This window comes from Bradyrhizobium sp. DOA1, from assembly GCF_001593325.1.
Lineage (GTDB): Bacteria > Pseudomonadota > Alphaproteobacteria > Rhizobiales > Xanthobacteraceae > Bradyrhizobium.
The window spans coordinates 1890403-1910222 of the sequence record NZ_JXJM01000001.1 but is presented as its reverse complement, the minus strand read 5'-3'; the positions used below and the strand labels follow the sequence as shown (position 1 = coordinate 1910222).

Below are 19820 nucleotides of genomic sequence, written 5' to 3'. Positions count from 1 at the left end.
TACGACGGCTCCTACGACGGCTATTGCAAGATCGGCGCCAAAACCATACCAAAGCGGCCGAATTCGGCGCCTCGCGTCGGGTTGCCTCCAATCTAAGCAAACCCTGTTGATGCGGGCGAGATGCGCCGAATCCTGCTTTCTGCGGCCAAGATCCTGATTTCCGCGGCGCTGCTCTATCTGGCGCTGCGCAAGGTGGACCTGTCCGAACTATTCTCGCGCTTCACGCTGACCAGCCTGCTCTGGATCGGCCTGGCGATCGCGGTCACCTTCCTGCAGATCTTCATCGGCGTGCTGCGCTGGCGAGAGATCAGCGCCGCATGCGGCGCGCCGCTCGAGCTCGCCCGCGCCATGCGCTACAACGTGATCGGCGCCTTCTTCAACCAGACGCTGCCGTCCGCGATTGGCGGCGACGCGGTCCGGCTGTGGCTGGTCGCGCGCGCCGGCGCCGGATGGCGCGCGGCGACCTACTCGATCTTCGTCGATCGCGCGATCGGCCTGATCGCGCTCGCCATCCTCATCGTCGCGAGCCTGCCCTGGAGCTACAGCCTCATCACCGATCCGCACGGGCGCTCGGCGTTGCTGCTGCTCGACTTCGCTGCACTCGCGGGCGGGCTCGGTTTTCTGATTTTCGGCGCGCTGAAATGGCGCTGGCTGAAAACCTGGTGGGCAACGCATCACCTTCACGCCTGCGCGGTGATCGCCAATCGCGTGATCTTCAGCTCCGCCCGCGGACCGATCATCGCGGTCCTGTCGATCCTGGTCCACGTGCTGGCGGTCGTCATCGCCTGGTGCGTCGTGCAGGCGATTGCGGCCCCGGTCAGCTTCAGCGACGTCTTCCTGCTCGTGCCGCCGGTGATGCTGATCACCTTGATGCCGATCTCGATAGCCGGCTGGGGCGTGCGTGAAGCCACGATGAGCCTTGCATTCGGCTTCGCCGGGCTCGCCGCACACGAGGGCGTCAACGTCTCGCTGCTGTTCGGCGCGGTGCTCTTCATCGTCGGCGCGATCGGGGGCATGGTCTGGATCCTGAGCGCGGAGAAGTCCGCGCAGGGGGCCACTCCGATCGGAGTGCGTGAATTAAGCGTTCACAGGTAGGACCTGCAGGAACACTGATCGTTGTCTATCAAACCCTGGCGTTTGTTCCTATAAGACGTCGCACCACGGATCCGGAATGAAGATCAGCGTCATCACCGCCAGTTACAATTCCCAGGCGACTATCGGCGCCACCATCCAATCATTCCTCGAACAGACCCACGCCGACAAGGAGATGCTGGTTGTCGACGGGGCCTCGAACGATGCGACGCTGAAGATCGTGGAATCCTTCGGCTCCAGCGAGGTCCGAGTGATCTCCGAACCCGATAAGGGTGTCTACGACGCCATGAACAAAGGGCTGCACTTTTTCAAGGGTGACGCGATTGGCTTCCTCAATTCGGACGACACGTTTCACGATGAGCACGCGCTGGCGGCGATTGCGGCGGCACTCGAAGCCGCCGACGTGGTCTATGGCGATCTCAATATGGTCATCGACCATCAAACCAAGATCCTAGTGCGCGCTTGGCGTGGAGGACGTTTCGGCCGCTACTCGTTCCAGCTTGGCTGGGTCCCTCCGCATCCGACATTCTACATGCGGCGAGCCGTCGCAGAGAAAGTCGGCGACTACGATCTGGGTTATGTCACAACCGCCGACTATGATTACATGCTTCGTGCACTGGTGCTGAACGACTACAGGGTCGCCTACCTCCCCCGTGTCATCGCTGACTTTCAGATGGGCGGCATCAGCACGAGCGGCTGGCGCGTGACCTTGCGCGGCAATCTGGAGTGCCTGCGATCGCGCCAGCAGCATCTCAACGCGCCAATCATCGACGCCGCGTTCTTTCTGCGCTTTGCCAGGCGAATCCTACAGCTCCGTCTACCGCCGTCGCTCAGGATGCGGCGCACGCGTTAGCGCCGAACTCCGGAACGGCATCTTTCAGGATCGTCCGGATCGTCGCGCGATCGTCGTGCCTGATGGCAAGCTCGAGCGCCGAGATCCATTTGCGCAACATTTGCATCGGCGGTTCGTTCGGCCTTGCCGCCATAACACCTGCGACCCCAATATCGACAGTCGGCTCCTCAGAAGCGAATAGGATTTCGTTCAGCCGCTCGCCGGGCCTCATGCCGCTGAACACGATTTCAATGTCGTGGCCGGGCTGCAAACCTGAAAGCCGGATCATCCGTTCCGCGAGATCGACGATCTTTACCGGCTGCCCCATGTTTAGCACATAGACCGAGACGTCGAAACGCTTTGCGCTGAGCGCGTGGGTGGCCGCCGTGATGACGAGATCGCAGGCTTCGCGAATGGTCATGAAATAGCGGACCATGTCGGGATGCGTCACGGTGATCGGACCGCCAGCTTCGATCTGGGCCTTGAACTTCGGAACAACCGACCCGTTCGAAGCCAGAACGTTGCCGAACCGAACCGAGATGAAACGCATGGCCGGCTTACTGCCGGCTGCCTGCGTGATGAGGTCGTGGTCGAGCGCCTGACAATACATCTCCGCGAAACGTTTGGTCAGACCAAGCATCGAGACCGGCTCGATCGCCTTGTCTGTCGAGATCATCACCATCGCCTCAGCGCCAGCGGCAAGCGCGGCATCGGCCACGTTAATCGAACCGAAGATATTGGTCTTGACACCCTCGCTCCAATCCCGTTCCAGAATCGGAACGTGCTTAAGAGCCGCGGCATGGAACACGATATCAGGTTTGAATTGCGCCATCAGACGCACGATACGCTCGCGGTCGCGGATATCCGCAATCCGCCCCTCGATCTCGGCGCCTGAATTGCCAGCGGCGAGCGCCTCGGTGACGGCGTAAAGGGCCGGTTCTGAATTCTCGACGATCAGGAGACGCGCTGCGCCGAACGTCATCACGCGCTCGCAGATCTCCGAGCCGATCGAGCCGCCGCCGCCGGTCACTATCACGCTCTTGCCCTTGATAAGAGCCTCGAGACGCGCGTAGTCGATTGTCTCGCTCGGGCGCAGCAGCAGGTCCTCAACAGCCACCGAAGTGAGCCTCGGCATGTCCCTTTGCTCGAGCGAAGGCAGACGGCTTACTATCAAGCCCAGACGCCGCGACCGCATCAGCACGGATTCAGGACGCGATTCCGGCTCGAAGGCGGAGGGTGTCATTACAACCCGTGAAATCGATTTGTTGCTCTTTGCAAAGCCAGCGATGATGTCCTCGATGTCGTCGATCGCGCCGACGACCGGCACGTTGCGGATGAGCTGGCCGAGATCGGCCCGCGACGGCGACAACACCCCGACCGGCCGGAGGTGCTTGATGGCGCCACTCTCGACACCGCGCAGGACGACCTCGGCGTCCGCGGCGCGCCCGATCAGCAACGTTGCCGCGTTTTCTGTCCTGACGTGATGCATCACACGGGTATAGCGGAAATAGCGATAGCTCAGCCGCAGCGCGCTCAGCGCGGAGATTTCCAGGAACCAGTAAAGGACTATGGTGATTTTCCCAAGAAAGAACGTCCCATGCACGTTAGGCGCTACGAAGATGTAGTCGAGCACGAGAAGGGCGACAGCCAGTACAGTGGCGGCGCGGATGATGTTAAGCGCATCGGGCAACGAGATGAAGCGCCACTTAGTCGTCGTGAGGTTGAAGACGAAAAAGACGACTAAGCTGAAGGCCACGAAATAAGGCAGAACCTGCAACAGCAATGGCAGACGGGCGGAAAAGTCCGGACCACCCTCAAAGCGTAAATAGAACGCAACGAACAGGGCCGCCGCAGTTGCCACCACGTCGTGAAGCGCGATCAGGAAATTACGCAAGGTAAGATGCGAAAGACGCGTCATCTGCGGCCGAATATCCCTGGTGCTGTATACAACCTGACCGCGCTGATAGCGCATCCCGCCGGGACTTGCCAGCGCCCCGAACCTCAACCGCGAGCTGCTCCCGCGCTCCGCCCGATCCGACGTGACTTGAGCACCATACCGCCCGCAACGCCAACACCAAGCACATACATCCATCCCTCGTGGAAGTCGAAAATATGGGAGTTGAAAAGCGAGGTGAATATGTTCTGGACAACAACCAGCAGGCCAATCCAGTTGGCGAGCCCACCGCCACGGAACAGGAGCAGATGCAGCCCCCACATTGCGTACAGGATGATGATGCCACTGATCCCCCATTGCACGGCGACGTTCAGCGTCTGATTGTGGGGATTGCCGATCACCTCGCTTGAGGCCTGGTGAGGGCCGCCCGCCGCTGCCTGCTCGAACAAGCCGCGCGTCGAGCCAGTTCCATGGCCGAAAACCGGTGCGTCTGCGAAGAATCCAAGCGATTTCCGCCAGAATTCGAGCCGCAGGCCCATCGAGGTCGGTTCGCCCCTTTCCATATAGGCGGTGTAGTCGCTCTTGAACCTGTCGGCGGTCCGGCCCAGATGCGGCGAGGCCTGCCAGGCGAGAACGGCACCGACGATTAGAGCGGCAGCCACGATCGGAATGCTGCGCCATTTCAGGTGAAGCAGCGCGAATACACCGAACATGATCGGAATGGTGACGAGTGCCGTGCGCGACACCACGACGAAAGCCATGTTGACGAAGAAGCTGAGCGCGAGGGCGGTGAGCAGCCCGGCGAACCAGTACCGTTTCTCGTGGAGCAACTTCATGACCGGATAGGCAAGCGCGACCGCGCACAACGTGAATTCCTGGCTCTGGTCGATATAGTTCTTCACGAAGATGCCACGCGAGTTGGGCTCATCCAGCTTCAGCGAGAGGGCGGGTTGGAAAAACACCAGCCAAGACATCACCGACAGCAGCGCGCAGGAAACTAGAAATGCAATAAACACAAAACCACCGCGCGACGAGCGTTCGAAATGGTAGAGCAGGAGGGGCAGCACGAGCAGCTTGACGGTCGGATTGACCGCGTAGAGGCGCGCGCCCCAGGACGCCTCCGACCACAGCGTCCCGACCAGCGCGAGAACGACCAGCGCGATCGGCGCAACACAGATCGGGCGCTTCAGCGATTGCAGGAACGCGCGGAAGTCGAGAAACGGCACCATGCAGAGCAGCATCAGCGCGTTGAAGATTCCCGCGAGCGACGTCGACCATGGCAGCGAAGCCGCGGTCAGGACCGCCAGGATGTCCACCGTCTCGCGCCAGGCTGCCGGGCTGCGTAGGCGCCGCCCGAGCATCTGACCGGCCGTCCCGCGGGCGAGCGCCGTCACTTGCCCCCTCCCCGCGCGCGATGCACCAGCGCGGTGGTGCTGAAGCCCTGGAGGATGTCGACCAGCACGACCGTCCCGCCCACGGCCTCGACGACCTCGTGACCGACGACCTGCTCGCGGGTGTAGTCGCCGCCTTTGACCAGCACGCCGGGCTTGATCCTGGTGATCAGCTCGATCGGCGTGTTCTCCTCGAAGATGACGACGAGATCGACGGCCTCCAACGCAGCCAGCACCTCGGCCCGCGCGCGCTCGTCCTGGACCGGCCGATCTGCGCCCTTCAGCCGCCGCACCGAGGCGTCGCTGTTGAGCCCCACGATCAGGCGGTCGCAGGCGGCGCGGGCCGCAGTCAGCACCTTGACGTGACCGGGATGGAGGATGTCGAAGCAGCCATTGGTGAAGCCGACGCGCAGACCCTGCCTTCGCCATTCGGCGAGCTGGGCGTCCAGCGTATCAGGTTCGAGCACGATCTTCTCCTCGGCGGCGAGATAGGCATGCGGCAGGATCTTTCGCCGCAGCTCGACCGCGCTCACGCTGGCGGTGCCCTGCTTGCCGACGGCGACCGCGGCAGCGGCACTGGCCATGCGCAGCGCCGTGTCCCAGTCGGCGCCCGCAGCGAGCGACACCGCGATCGCGGCGGCGACGGTGTCGCCGGCCCCGGAGACGTCGCGCACCTTCACCGGAAAAGCCGGAACATGGACCGCCTCGCCGATGCGCGGCACGAGCGTCATGCCGTGCTCACCGATCGTGACCAGGATCGCCTCGCAATCGGCGAGCCGCATCACGTCTTCGCTGGCATCGACGATGCTCTGCGTGGTGTCGGCACGGCTGCGCGTCGCTTCCGAGAATTCCTTGCGGTTCGGTGTGAGCAGCGTCGCACCGCGATAGATCGCCCAGTTGATGCTCTTGGGATCGACGATGACGGGCTTGCCGAGCTTTCGGGCGGCGTCGATGGTGTGGCGGATCACGCGCGCGGTCAGCACACCCTTGGCGTAGTCGGACAATAGCACGATGTCGACGCGCGCGATGAGCGGCAGGATCGCCTCGATCAGCTTCGTCTCGATCGCATCGGAGGCCGGCAGCGCCTGCTCCCAATCCGCACGCAGCATGTGCGTGGAGAAATGCTCGGAGACGAAGCGGACCTTTCGCGTGGTCGGGCGCGACGGATCACATACCAGCACGCTGTCGATGCCGGCGTGCTCCGCCAGGGCGGAAGCGAGCCGCCTTCCGGAATCGTCCTCCCCGACGAGGCCGACGAAGATGCAGCGCGCGCCGAGGGCGGCGACGTTGCGCGCGACGTTGCCGGCGCCGCCGACATGGATCTCGCTGCGCTGGGCCGAGATCACTGGCGCGGGTGCCTCCGGTGAGATCCGCGACACCTCGCCATAGACGAACTCGTCAAGCATGATGTCGCCGATGCACAACACCGTGCGGCCCGAGATGGCTTGTGCGAGGGCGTCGAAATCGAGAATGGGTGCCGGCATGATCGAGGCCTCAGCGGAACCGGTCGGGCCGGTGGAGATAATCGCCGACATAGGACTTCACCGCATCCTCGAGCGTCGTGAAGCCGCCGTTATAGCCGGCGCGATGGAGGCGATCGACCTTGCTCTGGGTGAAGTATTGGTAGCTGTTGCGGATGCTCTCGGGCATGTCGATATATTCGATGTTGGGCTTTTTGCCGAGCGCGGCATAGGCTGCCAGCATCAAATCCTTGAAGCTGCGCGCCTTGCCGGTCCCGACGTTGAACAGGCCGGATACCGTCGGCGTCGCCAGCAGCCACATGACGACGCGCACGACATCGTCGACATAGATGAAATCGCGGCGCTGGTCGCCGTGGTCGATGCCGTCGCGGTGCGACTTGAACAGCTGCACCACGCGGCCCGCTTTGACGTCCTCGAAGCGACGCGCCAGCACGCTCATCATCGAGCCCTTGTGATATTCGTTGGGCCCGAACACATTGAAGAATTTCAGTCCGGCCCATTGCGGCGGGAGCTGATCGCCGCGCGCGACCCGTTCGGCGACGGCGAGGTCGAACAGGTGCTTGCTCCAGCCGTACAGATTCATCGGCCGCAGCTTCTTCAGCGCCGGCAGCGAGGCGTCATCGTCGAAACCATGCGCGCCATCGCCATAAGTCGCCGCCGAGGAAGCATAGATGAACGGGACGGCATTCGCCGCGCACCAGTCCAGAAGGCGCATCGACAGGCGGAAATTGGTCTCGATCACGAGATCGCCGTCGGTCGCGGTTGTCTCGGAGATCGCCCCGAGATGAATCATGGCCTCTAACTTGCGGCCTTTCAGCCAATCCAGCAGCTCGGCCGGGGGCACGATATCCACAAGCTGGCGCTTTGCGAGGTTCCGCCATTTGCCCTCGTCGCCGAGCAGATCGCACACGACGATGTCGCTGCGGCCGGCCTCGTTCAGCGCGGCGACGACATTCGACCCGATAAAACCGGCCCCACCGGTCACCAGCAACATTCCGAAATCCCTGCCCGATCTTTGCGGCCCCGATCATTGCCGTAGCGCATCGTCCGCCAAAGTGTAAGCGTTTTGGACCGCCGCTCTCCCGGCTTTACCTGCCGGCCTGGAGCGGCTAACCGAACCGCGACGCCAGATCGCTCCCAAATCCTATTTAACGAATGAACCACGATTCGCAATTTAGTGAAGATCCAGACCGGAGCGATACGCGCCCGATCCTGATCATTCCCTACGTGTGGATCGGCGATTTCGTTCGGAATCACACCGTCGTGCGGGTGCTGAAGCAGCGCTGGCCGAACCGGCCGGTCGATCTGCTCACGACGTCGCTGTGTGCCCCGCTGGTCGATTATATGCCCGGCGTGCGTGAGGGCATCGTCTGGGACCTGCCGCGCGGCCGGCTCGCCATTGGCCGCCAGCTCAGCCTGGCAAAACTGCTTCGCGCGCGGAACTACGGCACCGCTTTGGTGCTGCCCCGGACCTGGAAGGCGGCCATTGCGCCTGCGCTGGCCGGCATCCCCGAACGGGTCGGCTTCGTCGGCGAGTTCCGGTTCGGCCTGCTCAACCACTGGCGCTGGGGCGAGAAGAAGCTGCCCCGCTTCATCGACAAGAACGCCGCCCTCGCGCAGCCCGATGGCGCGCCCCTGCCCCCGGAATGGCCGGTGCCGCAGCTCCGCGTGCCCCCAGAGGACATCGTCCGCTGGCGACAGGTCAACGGACTGAGCAACGGCGCAGCCGTGGCGCTGGCCCCCGGCTCGGTCGGCATCTCCAAGCGCTGGACCTCCTACCCCGAGGCCGCGCGGTTGCTTGTCGAGCGCGGCCTGGAGGTCTGGGTGGTCGGCGGCCCCGCGGAAAAGGACCTGGCCCAGGAGATCGTGGCGGCTGGCGGCCCGGGTGTCCGCGACCTCACCGGCACCGATCTGCGCAACGGCGTGCTGGCCATGGCCGCCGCCGGCGTCGCCATCTCCAACGATTCCGGCCTGATGCACATCGCAGCCGCCCTCGGCACCCCCACCATGGGCATCTTCGGCCCGACCAGCCCCTATCTCTGGGCGCCGCTGAACGGCCTTGCCGCAACCGTAGTGCAGGACAAGGAAGTGCTGTCGTGCCAGCCCTGCCAGAGCACGATCTGCAAGATGAACGACCACCGCTGCATGCGGGACATCGCGGCGAGCGAGGTGGTGGCGATCGCGCAGCGGGTGCTGGGGAAACGGGGGTAAGGGCGGAGACAAAAGGGCCTTCGCAAGCGCCTTTGTAACAAATGTTACTTACACAATCGGGAAGAGTCGGCATCCTCGCATTTCCGGGGAGAGCCAATGGACGACGATTTCATCAAAACGCGCGCCGAGCACATCCGCGAGCTCGCGGCCAAGGCTGACCCGTTCACCAAGAAGCGTCTGCTCGATCTTGCGAGCGCCTACGAGCGCAGGCTGCGGCCAGCAACCTCCACTGCTGCGAGAGCGCCGGGTGCTCATTTGCAGCCGCGGGCGAAGCAGTAGGGCATGCCAAAAGAGAAGGAACGCGAGAGCCAGCGCGTCGCCTTCGAGCGGCCGCTGCCGGCCCAGATGATGGCGATCGACGGCACCTGGCGGCGCCCCTGCTACGTCAAGGATGTGTCCGAGAACTCCGCCACGCTTCGCGTCGAGAGCTCCATCGAGGGCCTGACGCTGGCCGAATTCTTTCTTGTCCTTTCCTCGGTCGGCCTCGCCTACCGGCGATGCCAGCTCGATCGCGTGAACGGCGACGAACTCGAGGTCAGCTTCCTGCGTCAGAAGGTCAGGAAGCAGGCCGCACGACAATCCTCGGATTGATCGGGCCAGAGACCCGCCACCCGGCTCGTCCGGCGGACGTCTCGCGGAAAAACAGGCATGTTGGGATGCCTGTCTACAGGTGTTTTGCCCGACGCGTCAACGAAAGTTCGAAAAATCAGCAACTGAAAGCGCCGCCGGCCAAGTCATTGATTTTGCTGTCGTCGTCTACTGTGCATGAGGTTGTTTTCGCATTGTTTGGCGCGCGCGAAATGTGACGATTCAGAGCAGCGGCCGATAGACCTCACCGATCCGCATCGCCTCCGCGTCCAGGCTGAAGCGCTCGAGCACCCGCGCCCGCCCTCGCGCGCCCATCGCAGTCGCTGCATCCACATCGCGCATCAGCGGCTCCAGCGCAGCGACCAGCGCGTCCGCATCACCGGTCGGGACCAGCACGCCGTTGACGCCATCCTCCACCACGAGCTCGGCCGCACCGGCCCGCGCGGCGACGAGGGCGTTGCCGGCCGCCATCGCTTCGATCAGCGTCAGGCCGAAACCCTCATTGCGCGAGGTGAAGGCATAGATCGTCAGCCGCTGATACCAGCGCTGCACCTGCTCGATCGGCAATTCACCCGTGATGACGATGCGCGATTGCAGGCCGGCCGCCTCGATCCGCTTTTTCAGATCGTTGGCGAAAGCTGTCTGCTCGGGCGTGACCTGGCCGACGATCACGGCGGTGAAATCGGGATAACGCGGCAACAGCCGGCACATCGCATCGACGAACACATCGGTACCCTTCTGCGCCCGCACGCGGCCGAAGCAACCGATCGCGAAGCGCCCGGGCAGACCACTTTCGGCGAACGCGGCGGCACGATCGATCGGCGGCGCGTAGACGTCGGTGTCGACGCCATGCGGGATCACGATCGCCTTCACCTTCAGGAACAAGGCCGAGATGTCGCTCGTCGCGATGATCGCATCCATGCGCCGGATCAGCCAGCGCGTGATCCAGCTGTGATGGCGCTGCGCCGCCGAGGTGAACACGAGCTTGAGCGGCCAGCCGAGTGCGCACAACACGACACCTGCGATCATCTCGTTGTTGCGCCGCGCGTGCCAGATCAGCGGCGCCTTGCGGCGCCACAGCTTCAGGAAATCCGCAACCCCAAGGCGCGCAATGCCCTCCGGCGCGTCCGAGCCGAACCAGGCGGCGCGATATAGTTTCGCCAAGCGCGGCGCCACCATCCGGTTGGTCGCGGTGACCCCGGAATAGCGCCTGTGCAGATTTGGCACGATCACCTCGAGATCGCCGGGGAAATTCGCCACGTCATGCTCCGTTTCGCAAAGTCCCTATACGCAACATTAAGCATAGTGACCAGTTCAGCCGCGCCGATACCCCCTCTTCATCACGCAAGCGCTAGCTTTGCGCGTTGATCGAAGACGGGTGAGATCATGACTGTGCTTGTCACCGGCGGCGCCGGCTATATCGGAAGTCACACGGTTCTGGCGCTGGCGGAAGCCGGCGAGGACGTCGTCGTGATCGACGATCTCTCCACGGGTTTCTCCACCTATCTGCCCGAGGGCGTGCCGCTCTTCATCGGCGATGCCGGCGATGAGAATTTGCTCGAAGGCGTGATCGCGCAGCACGACATCGAGAGCATCATCCATTTCGCGGGCTCGGTGGTCGTGCCGGATTCGATGCGCGATCCGCTCGGCTACTACCGCAACAATTTCATGACCGCGCGCAATCTGCTCAACGTCGCGGTCAAGCGCGGCATTGGCCGCTTCATCTTCTCCTCGACCGCCGCCGTCTACGGCAATCCGGATCAGGTGCCAGTGCCCGAGCACGCGCCGACGCGGCCGCTGTCGCCCTACGGCTCGTCGAAGCTGATGACGGAGATCATGCTGCACGACGTCGCCGCCGCCTACGGCATGCAATACGTGACCTTGCGCTATTTCAACGTTGCCGGCGCCGATCCGCAGGCGCGCATCGGCCTTGCCACCGTCGGTGCCACGCATCTGCTCAAGATCGCGGTGGAAGCCGCGACCGGCCAGCGCGCCAAGATCGACGTGTTCGGCACCGACTATCCGACCCCCGACGGCAGCTGCATCCGCGACTTCATCCACGTCACGGACCTCTCCCAGGCGCATCGCTCGGCGCTGGCCTATTTGCGCAATGGCGGTGCCTCGACGACGCTGAATTGCGGCTATGGCCGTGGCTATTCGGTGCTGGAGACGATCGACGCGGTGCGACGGGTTTCCGGCCGCAGCTTCGCCGTGCAATACGCCCCGCGCCGGCCCGGCGACATCATGACCATGGTGGCCGACACCAGCCGCATCCGCGGCCTGCTCGACTGGCGACCGCAATACGAGGATCTCGAGACCATCGCGGCCCACGCGCTGGCCTGGGAGGACAAGCTGTTCCGCGAGCGCCATGGCGAGCTCCGCCAGGCCGTCTCGGCCTAGAATCATCCCAAGCGCAAGCCCTTAATTGGGCTTGAAAAGGCCCGCTTGAGCGGGCACAGAGGCCCATCGATCCCTGACGCGCGGGCAGGCTTTGCCCTGCTCCGTCAATGGACCCCGGATGGCCCAGTTTCCAAAGAAAATCACCGACGATCCCTATGCGGCAGCGGTCCTGATTCGCCGCCTGGTCATGGATCAGGGCGTCGTCTACTGGCGGCGGTACCTCGTTGCTTTCGCGTTGATGGCGCTTGCCGCCGGATCGACCGCGGGCGCGACCTATGTGCTCGGCCAGGTCATCAACCAGGCCTATGTCGACAAGAACATCCCGGGCATCGCGATGTTCTCTGGCATCACGGTGATCCTGCTGTTCATCAAGGGTGTGGCAACCTACGGCCACATGGTGATCCTGACCAAGATCAGCAACGCCATCCTCGCCACCAACCAGCGCCAGCTGTTCGCCAAGCTGATGCGCGAGAGCGTCGGCTTCTTCTCGGAGCGGCATTCCTCTGAATTCCTGGCGCGGCTGACCGCCGGCGCCAAGTCGATCACCGACGTCCTCAACATGCTTGTCAACGCCGTCGGGCGCGACCTGTTGATGCTGCTCGCCATGATCGGCGTAATGGTGTGGCAGGACCCGCTGATGTCGTTCATCGGCCTCGTCGCGGTGCCGCCGGCGATGCTGGTGCTGCGCAAGCTGGTCAAACGCATCAAAGGCCTCGCCTACAACCAGTTCACCGGCACCGCCGACATCCTGGAGACGATGCAGGAATCGCTGCAAGGCATCCGCACGGTGAAGGCGTTCACGCTCGAAGACACCATGCAGAAGCGCATCGACGAGAACATCGCGATCGTCGAGCGCAACGCCAACAAGATGGCGCGGGTCGCCAATCGCTCCAATCCGCTGATGGAAATGCTCGGCGGCTTCGCGGTCGCCGGCTGCCTGATGTATGGCGGCTATGCCGTCGTCGCGCTCAACGCCACGCCCGGCGCGTTCTTCTCGTTCATGACGGCGTTCCTGATGGCGACCGAGCCGGCCAAGCGGCTGGCCCGCCTCAACATCGACCTCAACAGCCAGCTCGTCGGCGCGCGCATGCTGCTCGAGATCATCGACAGCCCGGCGAGCGAGTATTCCGACGACGACAAGCCGGCGCTAAAGCTCTCCGATGCACGGATCGAGCTGCGCGATGTCAGCTTCTCCTATCGTAGCGGCGAAACCGTGCTCAACCGCATGAGCTTCGTGGCCGAGCCCGGCAAGGTCACCGCGTTGGTCGGTCCGTCCGGCGGCGGCAAGTCGACCGTGCTGGCGCTGCTGTTGCGCTTCTACGAAGTGACGCAAGGCGACATCGTGATCGATGGCCAGTCGATCTCATCAGTATCGCGCAAATCGCTGCGTGCGCAGACCGCCTATGTCGGCCAGGACGTCTATCTGTTCCGCGACACCATCCGCAACAACATTGCCTTCGGCCGGCCGGGCGCGAGCGAGGGCGAGATCATCGAGGCCGCGAAGGCAGCCTGCGCGCATGATTTCATCATGGGCTTCCCGCTCGGTTACGACACGCCGGTCGGCGAGCACGGCACGCAGCTCTCGGGCGGTCAGCGCCAGCGCATCGCCATGGCGCGCGCGCTGATCAAGAATGCGTCGATCATCCTTCTGGACGAAGCCACCGCCGCGCTCGATTCCGAATCCGAGCGGCAGGTGCAGGAGGCGATCGAGCATCTGTGCCAGAACCGCACCACCATCGTGATCGCGCATCGCCTGCACACCATCATGCACGCCGACAGCATTCTGGTGGTCGAGGGCGGCGAAATCGTCGAGCAGGGCCGGCACGACGAGCTGCTCCGCCGCGGCGGCCGCTACGCCTCGTTCTTCCGCCTGCAACACCGCGATTCCGGCGCTCTGGCGCCGATCAGCGCAACCGCATAGAGTTCGTTCCACCTCAAGAGCAGCGAGACCCGCATGAACGCCGCCTCCTACGTCATCCCGCTTCCGCCCCAGGCTTCGCTCCCCGTCGTCGGCGAGAGCGGCAGCTATCCCGTGCGCCGCATCTGGTGCGTCGGCCGCAACTATCTCGAGCACATCCGCGAGATGGGCAATGACGAGCGCGCCCCGCCGTTCTTCTTCGCCAAGCATGCCGACATGCTGGTGCCCGACGGCGCCACCATCCCCTATCCGCCGCTGACCAAGGATCTGCATCACGAGGTCGAGCTGATCGTCGCGATGAAGAGCGGCGGCCTCAACATCCCCGCCGACAAGGCGCTCGACCATGTCTACGGCTACGCCGTCGGCATCGACCTGACCCGCCGCGATCTCCAGATCGCCTCGCGCAAGAAGGAGCGTCCGTGGGAGATCGGCAAGTCGTTCGATGGCTCCGCCCCCTGCTCCGCGATTCAGCCTGCTGCGAAGATCGGCCATCCCGCCAAGGGCAAGATCTGGCTCACGGTCAACGGCAAGGAAGCGCAGAAGGGCGACCTCACCGAATTGATCTGGAACGTGCCTGAGATCATCTGGCAGCTCTCCCAGCAGGTGAAGCTCGCCGCCGGCGACATCATCATGACGGGTACGCCCGCCGGCGTGTCGCAGCTCCAGCCCGGCGACAAGCTCGAATGCGGCGTCGACGGCGTCGGCACGCTGAAGGTGAGCATCGGCCAGCCCGAATAAACCGTCCGACGATTTCAAACCGAAAGGCCCCCGGACCTGTCCGGGGCCTTTTCTATTCCGGTCGCATCTACCAGCCCTTCACCGGCCGATTGGCATGACTTGCCTGCGGGACACCCCGATTGAGCGACATGTGGGAATGCACGCACAGCCAACCATCGGCGTTTCGCAAGAACACCATCGTCGCCCGGCCGGGCCGTGGAAACGGGCTGCCATCGGGATGGTAGCCCGTGCTCGTCCATGGCGCGATCACGGTCACCATCGCGCCGTCGGCGGATGCTAGGATCGAGGCCTGATCGAGCACGAAACGGAAGTCGCTCGTCTTCGGCCAAACGTTATCCCATTGCGTCGAGACCCATTGATCGAGGCCGGGAATGACGTCGTTGTGCGTGCCGAAGGCGAGCACGTCCGGATGGAAAAGCGGCCGCGCGGAGGCGTAGTCAACCTCGCGGACATAGCCCGCGAAGGTTTCCAGCCATTGCCGGAAGAATTGCACCATCTCCGTATTCGCGACCGGCAACGGACTCATCGCGACCCCGATCACCGCACTGCCGACCACACAATGAGACCGAGGACCAGCGCCGTCAGCGAGTACTTCAACGTGTAGTAGACGTTGCGATTCCATGCCTTCACCTTGCGGCTGGCGAGATGGATCTCGTAGAGCTTGCCGAACACCTTGTTCAGCACGCCGACACTCTCGCCATCGACGTTCTGGGTCGCCGACGCTTTGACGATGTGGTGGCTGACCCAGCGGTTGATCGCGGTCATGAAGCCGAACTTCATCGGGCGCTCGACGTCGCAGAACAGGATGATGCGGTTGACGTCGGTCGCATTCTCCGCGCTGTGGATGAAGGTCTCGTCGAACATGAAGGCCTCGCCGTCGCGCCAGACGCATTCGACGCCGTCGACGAGGATCCGGCACTTGTTCGAGTTCGGTGTGACCAAGCCGAGGTGATAGCGCAGCGAGCCCGCGAACGGATCGCGATGAGCCCCCAGCTTGCCGCCCGGCGGCAACATCGCGAACATCGCACCGTGCACCGACGGAATCGAATTGAGCAGCTCCACCGTCTTGGGGCACAGCGTGCGCGCCGAGGGCAGGAAGTCGTCGTACCATTTCAGATAAAATCGCTTCCAGCCGCTCTTGAAGAAGGAATAGAAGCCCCAGTCGTTGTTCTTGGCGGCGGCGCGAATGAAGCCTTCGTCGAACAGGCGCACTGCCTCGTCGCGGATGGTCTCCCAATTCTCGCTGAGCGGCTTAAGCTCCGGAAACTGCTCGACCGGGATCACCGGCTTGTTCGGCACGGCCGAGCCCGCATACATCAGCACATTGTAGGGTGCGAGATAGGTCGAGTGATCGCCGAGCTGGCGCGCGAACCGCAGCCGCTGCTTGCCGCGGAAGTGAACGTAAATCGTCGAGGCCGCCAGCACATAGAGAATGACAAGTTGCGGCGCAAAAAGCTGTTTCAACATCTCCCCAGCTCCCCAGTGAACCCAGCCGGGACGTCATCTACCCCCGCCCGGGCGGAGCGGCAAGATATCACCGGGGGGTTGCAAATCACGCTGCGGGGAGCGTACAGGCGGAACTTGGGCTGAAGGACCGAAACCGGCCGATTAGGCCCGGGACAGTGCCTGGAGACCCTTGAAGGTCAAGCGCTTGGGATCCGTGACCCCGGCAACGTAGAGTCGGCGGATGAAGGCGGTAACGGCGTCGCGGTCGCAATCAGTCAGCGCGACGACGGCGTCGACCGCGATTCTCTGGGCTTCCATTGGGCTTACCTCGGCCTTGCGAGTACCCCGGCCGAGACAGGCTAGGACTGATCCGTAAATCCGGCGTTAACCGTCCAGCAAGCACGGCCGATTCAGTCCGGCGGCCGTATACGCGAAACAACGCATTGCGTGGCCCGCCGGCTGCTCAGAACGCCCTAATGCTCCTGCTTAGCTGCGCAAAGTGCTTCTTCAGCCGGGGCACGGCAAAGTCGGTGAAGGCTCGCACCTTTGGCACCGAGAGCCGGCCCTGCGGGCAGATCAGGTGCGCTGGCATTTCCGGATCGGCATCACCCGCCAGCACGATCTCGAGCTCGCCGCCCGCGACCTGCGCGGCCACCTGATAAGAGTACATCCGCGCCACGCCGCGCCCGGCGACCGCGGAAGCCACCGCCGCGTAGGTGCTGTTGACGATGAGCCGCGGGGTGAACTGGACCGTACGGGCAGCCGATGAACCAGGTAGCGGCGCAAAGGTCCAGGAATGGGGCAGATGGGCCATCGCGACGACCTGATGCTTGGCGAGATCGCCGGGCTCGGTAATGCGCGGATGCTGTTTCAGATAGCGCGGGGCTGCAACAACGACGCGGCTGATCTCGCCGACCCGCATTGCGATCATCGCCGAATCCGCAAGTGGTCCGATGCGAAGAGCAACGTCGACGCCCTCCTCGACCAAGTTGACCGCGCGATCGAACAGCAGCAGCTTGGCCGATACTGTCGGATAAGCGTCCAGGAACGCGTCGAGGATCGGTCTCAGCACCATCTCGCCCGACACCACGGGAGCAGTGATCGTGAGCAGGCCACGCGGAGCGGCCCGTGGTCCGGCCGCGATGTCGTCGGCCTCCTCCAATTCGGCGAGCACACGGCGGCAGATCGCAACATAACGCTCGCCCTCCTCGCTCAGCTTGATCGAGCGCGTGGTCCTGTGCAGCAGCTCGGTGCCGACGCGCTGCTCCAGGAAGGCGATGGCGCGGCTCACGGCAGCCGGCGAGCGTCCGAGCTTACGGCCGGCAGCAGCCAGGCTGCCCTCGTCCACCACGAGGACGAACACCTTCATCGCATCCAGACGATCCATACGCTCCCTGCCGCCCCCTCAAGTTCCGCCTGCAGGCTAAGACCTCGCTGCTACCGCGACAACCGGCTGGGATGCCGAGCGGCCATTCGTTCGCCGCGCGAAAGAATGTCTACCGGACAGCGCGTATTCGCAACCGCGGCAGGCCGGCGTATCTCAGCGGGCACGCCAGCGGTGCTGGCGCATTCTCAAAGCCGACAACAGGAGCCCATCATGGGTATCGAGCAAAAGGTCGCCATCGTCACCGGAGCCTCGCAGGGCATCGGCGCGGCCTTGGTCCAGGGTTTTCGTGATCGCAACTATCGCGTCGTCGCAACGGCGCGCTCCATCAAGCCGTCGGGCGACGATGACGTCCTCGCCGCTCCCGGCGACATCGCCGACCGGAGCACCGCCGAACGCGCGGTGTCCCAAGCCATCGCCCGCTTCGGCCGCGTCGACACGCTGGTCAACAATGCCGGCATCTTCGTTGCCAAGCCGTTCACGCAGTACACGGCCGAGGACTATGCGGCGGTGATGGGCACCAACGTGGCAGGCTTCTTCCACATCACGCAGCTCGCGATCGCCGAGATGGAGAAGCAGGGATCTGGCCACGTCGTCCAGATCACGACCACGCTGGTCGACCATCCAAATTCGAACGTACCCTCCGTGCTGGCCTCCCTGAGCAAGGGTGGCCTCAACGCCGCGACCAGGTCCCTCGCGATCGAATATGCCAAACGCGGCATCCGCGTGAATGCGGTCTCGCCGGGGATCATCAAATCGCCGATGCACCCAGTCGCGACGCATGCCCAGCTCAGCGCGCTGCACCCGATCGGCCATATGGGCGAGATGTCCGACATCGTCGATGCCGTGCTCTATCTCGAGGGTGCCTCCTTCGTCACCGGCGAGATCCTGCACGTCGACGGCGGCCAGAGCGCCGGCCATTGAGAGGAGACCCGAGATGCCCATCGTCACCATTCAAGTGACCCGCGAAGGAACGAGGCCGGGAGCGGCGTCGATCACGGCAGCGGAAAAGGCCGCGCTGATCAAGGGATCGAGCGAGCTCCTGCGCGACGTGCTCGGCAAGCCGCTCGACTCAACCTTCGTCGTGATCGAGGAGATCGATACCGACAATTGGGGCTGGGGTGGCCTCCCCGTGCGGGAATTCCGGCACCGGCGCGCCGCCCGGACAGAATGATCCGCGCGCCATCGTGCGTGCCGGAGGAAGACATGACCAAGACAAACACGAAGCAACACATAGGCGCCCGGCTGCATCCGCAGCCGGGGTCAGAATCACAGCAAACTTGGCGATATGCGATAGCAGGACTGTCCGCATCGCTGGTCGGGCTCGGCCTGGCCCGGTTTTCCTACACACCGCTGATCCCGGCACTAATCGCAGCGAAGTGGTTCAGCGCGTCCGACGTCGTCTATCTCGGCGCAGCCAATCTTGCCGGCTATCTCGCCGGCGCGCTCGCTGCACGAGCCGTCGCCACGCGCATCGGCGCGATCCGCGCACTGCGGGCGATGATGCTGCTCGCCACCCTCTCGTTCTTCGCCAGCGCGACCCCGCTGACATTTGCCTGGTTCTTTACCTGGCGCTTCCTGTCCGGCTTCACAGGTGGCGTCATCATGGTGCTCGCCGCATCCGTCATTTTGCCGCATATCTCGGCCGCTAGGCGCGGCATCGTCGGCGGCGTGATCTTTGCCGGCGTCGGTCTCGGCGTCGCCGCGTCAGGCACGCTGGTTCCGTTGCTGCTGCAGCAGGGCTTACAGCAAAGCTGGTATGGCCTCGGCGTGCTCGCGGTCATGCTGACGCTCGCGAGCTGGTGGAACTGGCCTGCGGAAACCAAGGCTGAAGCCGCGCCCGCGCATCAGGCAAAGCCTCATCACACCTCATCCGCCTCCCGCGGGCTGCTGGTCCAGTACGGCCTCAACGCGGTGGCCTTGGTGCCGCACATGGTCTTCATCGTCGATTTCGTGGCGCGTGGTCTTGGTCAGGGCATTGCCGCGGGATCGCGCTATTGGGTGCTGTACGGCCTCGGCGCGATCGTCGGCCCGCTCGTTACCGGGCACCTCGGCGACCGTTCGGGCTTCGGGCCCGCCTTGCGCGCGGCGTTCCTGATCGAGGCGGCTGCCGTGTTGCTCCCGACCGTGATCTCCGCGCCGCTATCGCTGATCGTGTCGAGCGTCGTGGTTGGCGGCTTCACGCCGGGGATCGTGCCGCTGGTGCTCGGGCGCATCCATGAGCTGGTCCCACATTCCGCCGAGCAGCAGCGCACGACGTGGAGTCACGCCACGACCAGCTTCGCGCTGTTTCAGGCGACCGCGGCCTACGGCTTCTCCTGGATCTATGCGCAGACCGGCGGCGACTATCTCGTTCTGTTCGGCCTTGGCGGAGCGGCAGTGGTAATCGCGCTCGCGATCGACCTTGCGCTCGCGCTCACGACGCGCAAGACATAGAGCCGGCCA

At 64.0% G+C, this 19820-nt stretch carries 20 protein-coding genes; 11 read left to right on the top strand and 9 right to left on the bottom strand.

Annotated features, from left to right (window positions below):
- Positions 1-120 precede the first annotated feature (120 nt).
- Positions 121-1095 carry a lysylphosphatidylglycerol synthase transmembrane domain-containing protein gene (locus tag SE91_RS08905; RefSeq protein ID WP_061847333.1) on the top strand — a complete coding sequence of 325 codons (975 nt, stop codon included), beginning with the start codon at positions 121-123 and terminating at the stop codon, positions 1093-1095.
- A gap of 76 nt (positions 1096-1171) precedes the next feature.
- Positions 1172-1945 carry a glycosyltransferase family 2 protein gene (locus SE91_RS08900; protein WP_061847332.1) on the top strand — a complete coding sequence of 258 codons (774 nt, stop codon included), beginning with the start codon at positions 1172-1174 and terminating at the stop codon, positions 1943-1945.
- Here SE91_RS08900 and SE91_RS08895 read toward each other — a convergent pair.
- From SE91_RS08895 to rfaD, 4 genes are all read right to left on the bottom strand, one after another.
- On the bottom strand, positions 1923-3842 hold the full coding sequence (locus SE91_RS08895) for an SDR family NAD(P)-dependent oxidoreductase (protein WP_061851056.1): 1920 nt from the start codon (positions 3840-3842) through the stop codon (positions 1923-1925). The genes SE91_RS08900 and SE91_RS08895 overlap by 23 nt on opposite strands.
- An 83-nt stretch (positions 3843-3925) precedes the next feature.
- Positions 3926-5212: an O-antigen ligase family protein gene (locus tag SE91_RS08890; protein ID WP_061847331.1), complete on the bottom strand. Its 1287-nt coding sequence runs from the start codon at positions 5210-5212 to the stop codon at positions 3926-3928.
- A complete protein-coding gene (gene rfaE1, locus SE91_RS08885) occupies positions 5209-6693 on the bottom strand; it encodes a D-glycero-beta-D-manno-heptose-7-phosphate kinase (RefSeq protein ID WP_061851055.1) in 1485 nt (494 codons plus the stop codon). Before rfaE1 ends, SE91_RS08890 begins: the two co-directional genes overlap by 4 nt.
- A 10-nt stretch (positions 6694-6703) precedes the next feature.
- Complete coding sequence (gene rfaD / locus SE91_RS08880) at positions 6704-7684, bottom strand: ADP-glyceromanno-heptose 6-epimerase (RefSeq protein ID WP_061847330.1); 981 nt, start codon at positions 7682-7684, stop codon at positions 6704-6706.
- A gap of 161 nt (positions 7685-7845) precedes the next feature.
- Between rfaD and waaF the strand changes: the two genes are divergently transcribed.
- From waaF to SE91_RS08865, 3 genes are all read left to right on the top strand, one after another.
- A complete protein-coding gene (gene waaF / locus SE91_RS08875; protein WP_061847329.1) occupies positions 7846-8901 on the top strand; it encodes a lipopolysaccharide heptosyltransferase II in 1056 nt (351 codons plus the stop codon).
- 96 nt (positions 8902-8997) lie between these two features.
- Positions 8998-9180, top strand: a complete 183-nt coding sequence (locus tag SE91_RS08870; protein ID WP_061847328.1) for a hypothetical protein — start codon at positions 8998-9000, stop codon at positions 9178-9180.
- Positions 9181-9183: 3 nt separating this feature from the next.
- A complete protein-coding gene (locus SE91_RS08865) occupies positions 9184-9492 on the top strand; it encodes a hypothetical protein (protein ID WP_061847327.1) in 309 nt (102 codons plus the stop codon).
- A 219-nt stretch (positions 9493-9711) separates the two neighbouring features.
- Here the strand turns inward: SE91_RS08865 and SE91_RS08860 are convergent, their stop codons facing one another.
- Positions 9712-10749 carry a glycosyltransferase family 4 protein gene (locus SE91_RS08860; protein WP_061847326.1) on the bottom strand — a complete coding sequence of 346 codons (1038 nt, stop codon included), beginning with the start codon at positions 10747-10749 and terminating at the stop codon, positions 9712-9714.
- A gap of 126 nt (positions 10750-10875) precedes the next feature.
- Here SE91_RS08860 and galE point away from each other — a divergent pair, with 126 nt between their 5' ends.
- From galE to SE91_RS08845, 3 genes are all read left to right on the top strand, one after another.
- Complete coding sequence (gene galE / locus SE91_RS08855; protein ID WP_061847325.1) at positions 10876-11889, top strand: UDP-glucose 4-epimerase GalE; 1014 nt, start codon at positions 10876-10878, stop codon at positions 11887-11889.
- A 118-nt stretch (positions 11890-12007) separates the two neighbouring features.
- Positions 12008-13810 (top strand): ABC transporter ATP-binding protein, encoded by a 1803-nt coding sequence (locus SE91_RS08850; RefSeq protein WP_061847324.1) that lies wholly within the window; start codon positions 12008-12010, stop codon positions 13808-13810.
- Between the two features lie 33 nt (positions 13811-13843).
- A complete protein-coding gene (locus tag SE91_RS08845) occupies positions 13844-14545 on the top strand; it encodes a fumarylacetoacetate hydrolase family protein (RefSeq protein ID WP_061847323.1) in 702 nt (233 codons plus the stop codon).
- Positions 14546-14612: 67 nt separating this feature from the next.
- Here the strand turns inward: SE91_RS08845 and SE91_RS08840 are convergent, their stop codons facing one another.
- From SE91_RS08840 to SE91_RS08830, 4 genes are all read right to left on the bottom strand, one after another.
- A complete protein-coding gene (locus tag SE91_RS08840) occupies positions 14613-15071 on the bottom strand; it encodes a YybH family protein (RefSeq protein WP_061851054.1) in 459 nt (152 codons plus the stop codon).
- 11 nt (positions 15072-15082) lie between these two features.
- Entirely contained in the window at positions 15083-16012 is a 930-nt protein-coding gene (locus SE91_RS08835; RefSeq protein WP_008555100.1) for an aspartyl/asparaginyl beta-hydroxylase domain-containing protein, read from the bottom strand.
- A 141-nt stretch (positions 16013-16153) separates the two neighbouring features.
- Positions 16154-16309, bottom strand: coding sequence for a hypothetical protein (locus tag SE91_RS36980; RefSeq protein ID WP_008555101.1), 156 nt, complete (start codon positions 16307-16309; stop codon positions 16154-16156).
- 145 nt (positions 16310-16454) lie between these two features.
- Positions 16455-17378 (bottom strand): LysR family transcriptional regulator, encoded by a 924-nt coding sequence (locus SE91_RS08830; RefSeq protein ID WP_061847322.1) that lies wholly within the window; start codon positions 17376-17378, stop codon positions 16455-16457.
- Between the two features lie 210 nt (positions 17379-17588).
- Between SE91_RS08830 and SE91_RS08825 the strand changes: the two genes are divergently transcribed.
- From SE91_RS08825 to SE91_RS08815, 3 genes are read left to right on the top strand one after another with little or no spacing between them, the layout of a single operon-like run.
- Positions 17589-18299 carry an SDR family NAD(P)-dependent oxidoreductase gene (locus SE91_RS08825; protein WP_061847321.1) on the top strand — a complete coding sequence of 237 codons (711 nt, stop codon included), beginning with the start codon at positions 17589-17591 and terminating at the stop codon, positions 18297-18299.
- A 13-nt stretch (positions 18300-18312) separates the two neighbouring features.
- Positions 18313-18549, top strand: coding sequence for a tautomerase family protein (locus tag SE91_RS08820; protein ID WP_061847320.1), 237 nt, complete (start codon positions 18313-18315; stop codon positions 18547-18549).
- A 32-nt stretch (positions 18550-18581) separates the two neighbouring features.
- Entirely contained in the window at positions 18582-19811 is a 1230-nt protein-coding gene (locus tag SE91_RS08815; protein ID WP_061851053.1) for a YbfB/YjiJ family MFS transporter, read from the top strand.
- Positions 19812-19820: the final 9 nt, after the last annotated feature.

Bases quoted from the DNA above. Each gene is read 5' to 3' on its own strand.
- SE91_RS08905 (WP_061847333.1), top strand. From the start codon at position 121: ATGCGCCGAATCCTGCTTTCTGCGGCCAAGATCCTGATTTCCGCGGCG.
- SE91_RS08900 (WP_061847332.1), top strand. From the start codon at position 1,172: ATGAAGATCAGCGTCATCACCGCCAGTTACAATTCCCAGGCGACTATC.
- SE91_RS08895 (WP_061851056.1), bottom strand. From the start codon at position 3,842: ATGACGCGTCTTTCGCATCTTACCTTGCGTAATTTCCTGATCGCGCTT.
- rfaE1 (WP_061851055.1), bottom strand. From the start codon at position 6,693: ATGCCGGCACCCATTCTCGATTTCGACGCCCTCGCACAAGCCATCTCG.
- rfaD (WP_061847330.1), bottom strand. From the start codon at position 7,684: ATGTTGCTGGTGACCGGTGGGGCCGGTTTTATCGGGTCGAATGTCGTC.
- waaF (WP_061847329.1), top strand. From the start codon at position 7,846: ATGAACCACGATTCGCAATTTAGTGAAGATCCAGACCGGAGCGATACG.
- SE91_RS08870 (WP_061847328.1), top strand. From the start codon at position 8,998: ATGGACGACGATTTCATCAAAACGCGCGCCGAGCACATCCGCGAGCTC.
- SE91_RS08865 (WP_061847327.1), top strand. From the start codon at position 9,184: ATGCCAAAAGAGAAGGAACGCGAGAGCCAGCGCGTCGCCTTCGAGCGG.
- galE (WP_061847325.1), top strand. From the start codon at position 10,876: ATGACTGTGCTTGTCACCGGCGGCGCCGGCTATATCGGAAGTCACACG.
- SE91_RS08850 (WP_061847324.1), top strand. From the start codon at position 12,008: ATGGCCCAGTTTCCAAAGAAAATCACCGACGATCCCTATGCGGCAGCG.
- SE91_RS08845 (WP_061847323.1), top strand. From the start codon at position 13,844: ATGAACGCCGCCTCCTACGTCATCCCGCTTCCGCCCCAGGCTTCGCTC.
- SE91_RS08840 (WP_061851054.1), bottom strand. From the start codon at position 15,071: ATGAGTCCGTTGCCGGTCGCGAATACGGAGATGGTGCAATTCTTCCGG.
- SE91_RS08835 (WP_008555100.1), bottom strand. From the start codon at position 16,012: ATGTTGAAACAGCTTTTTGCGCCGCAACTTGTCATTCTCTATGTGCTG.
- SE91_RS36980 (WP_008555101.1), bottom strand. From the start codon at position 16,309: ATGGAAGCCCAGAGAATCGCGGTCGACGCCGTCGTCGCGCTGACTGAT.
- SE91_RS08830 (WP_061847322.1), bottom strand. From the start codon at position 17,378: ATGGATCGTCTGGATGCGATGAAGGTGTTCGTCCTCGTGGTGGACGAG.
- SE91_RS08825 (WP_061847321.1), top strand. From the start codon at position 17,589: ATGGGTATCGAGCAAAAGGTCGCCATCGTCACCGGAGCCTCGCAGGGC.
- SE91_RS08820 (WP_061847320.1), top strand. From the start codon at position 18,313: ATGCCCATCGTCACCATTCAAGTGACCCGCGAAGGAACGAGGCCGGGA.
- SE91_RS08815 (WP_061851053.1), top strand. From the start codon at position 18,582: ATGACCAAGACAAACACGAAGCAACACATAGGCGCCCGGCTGCATCCG.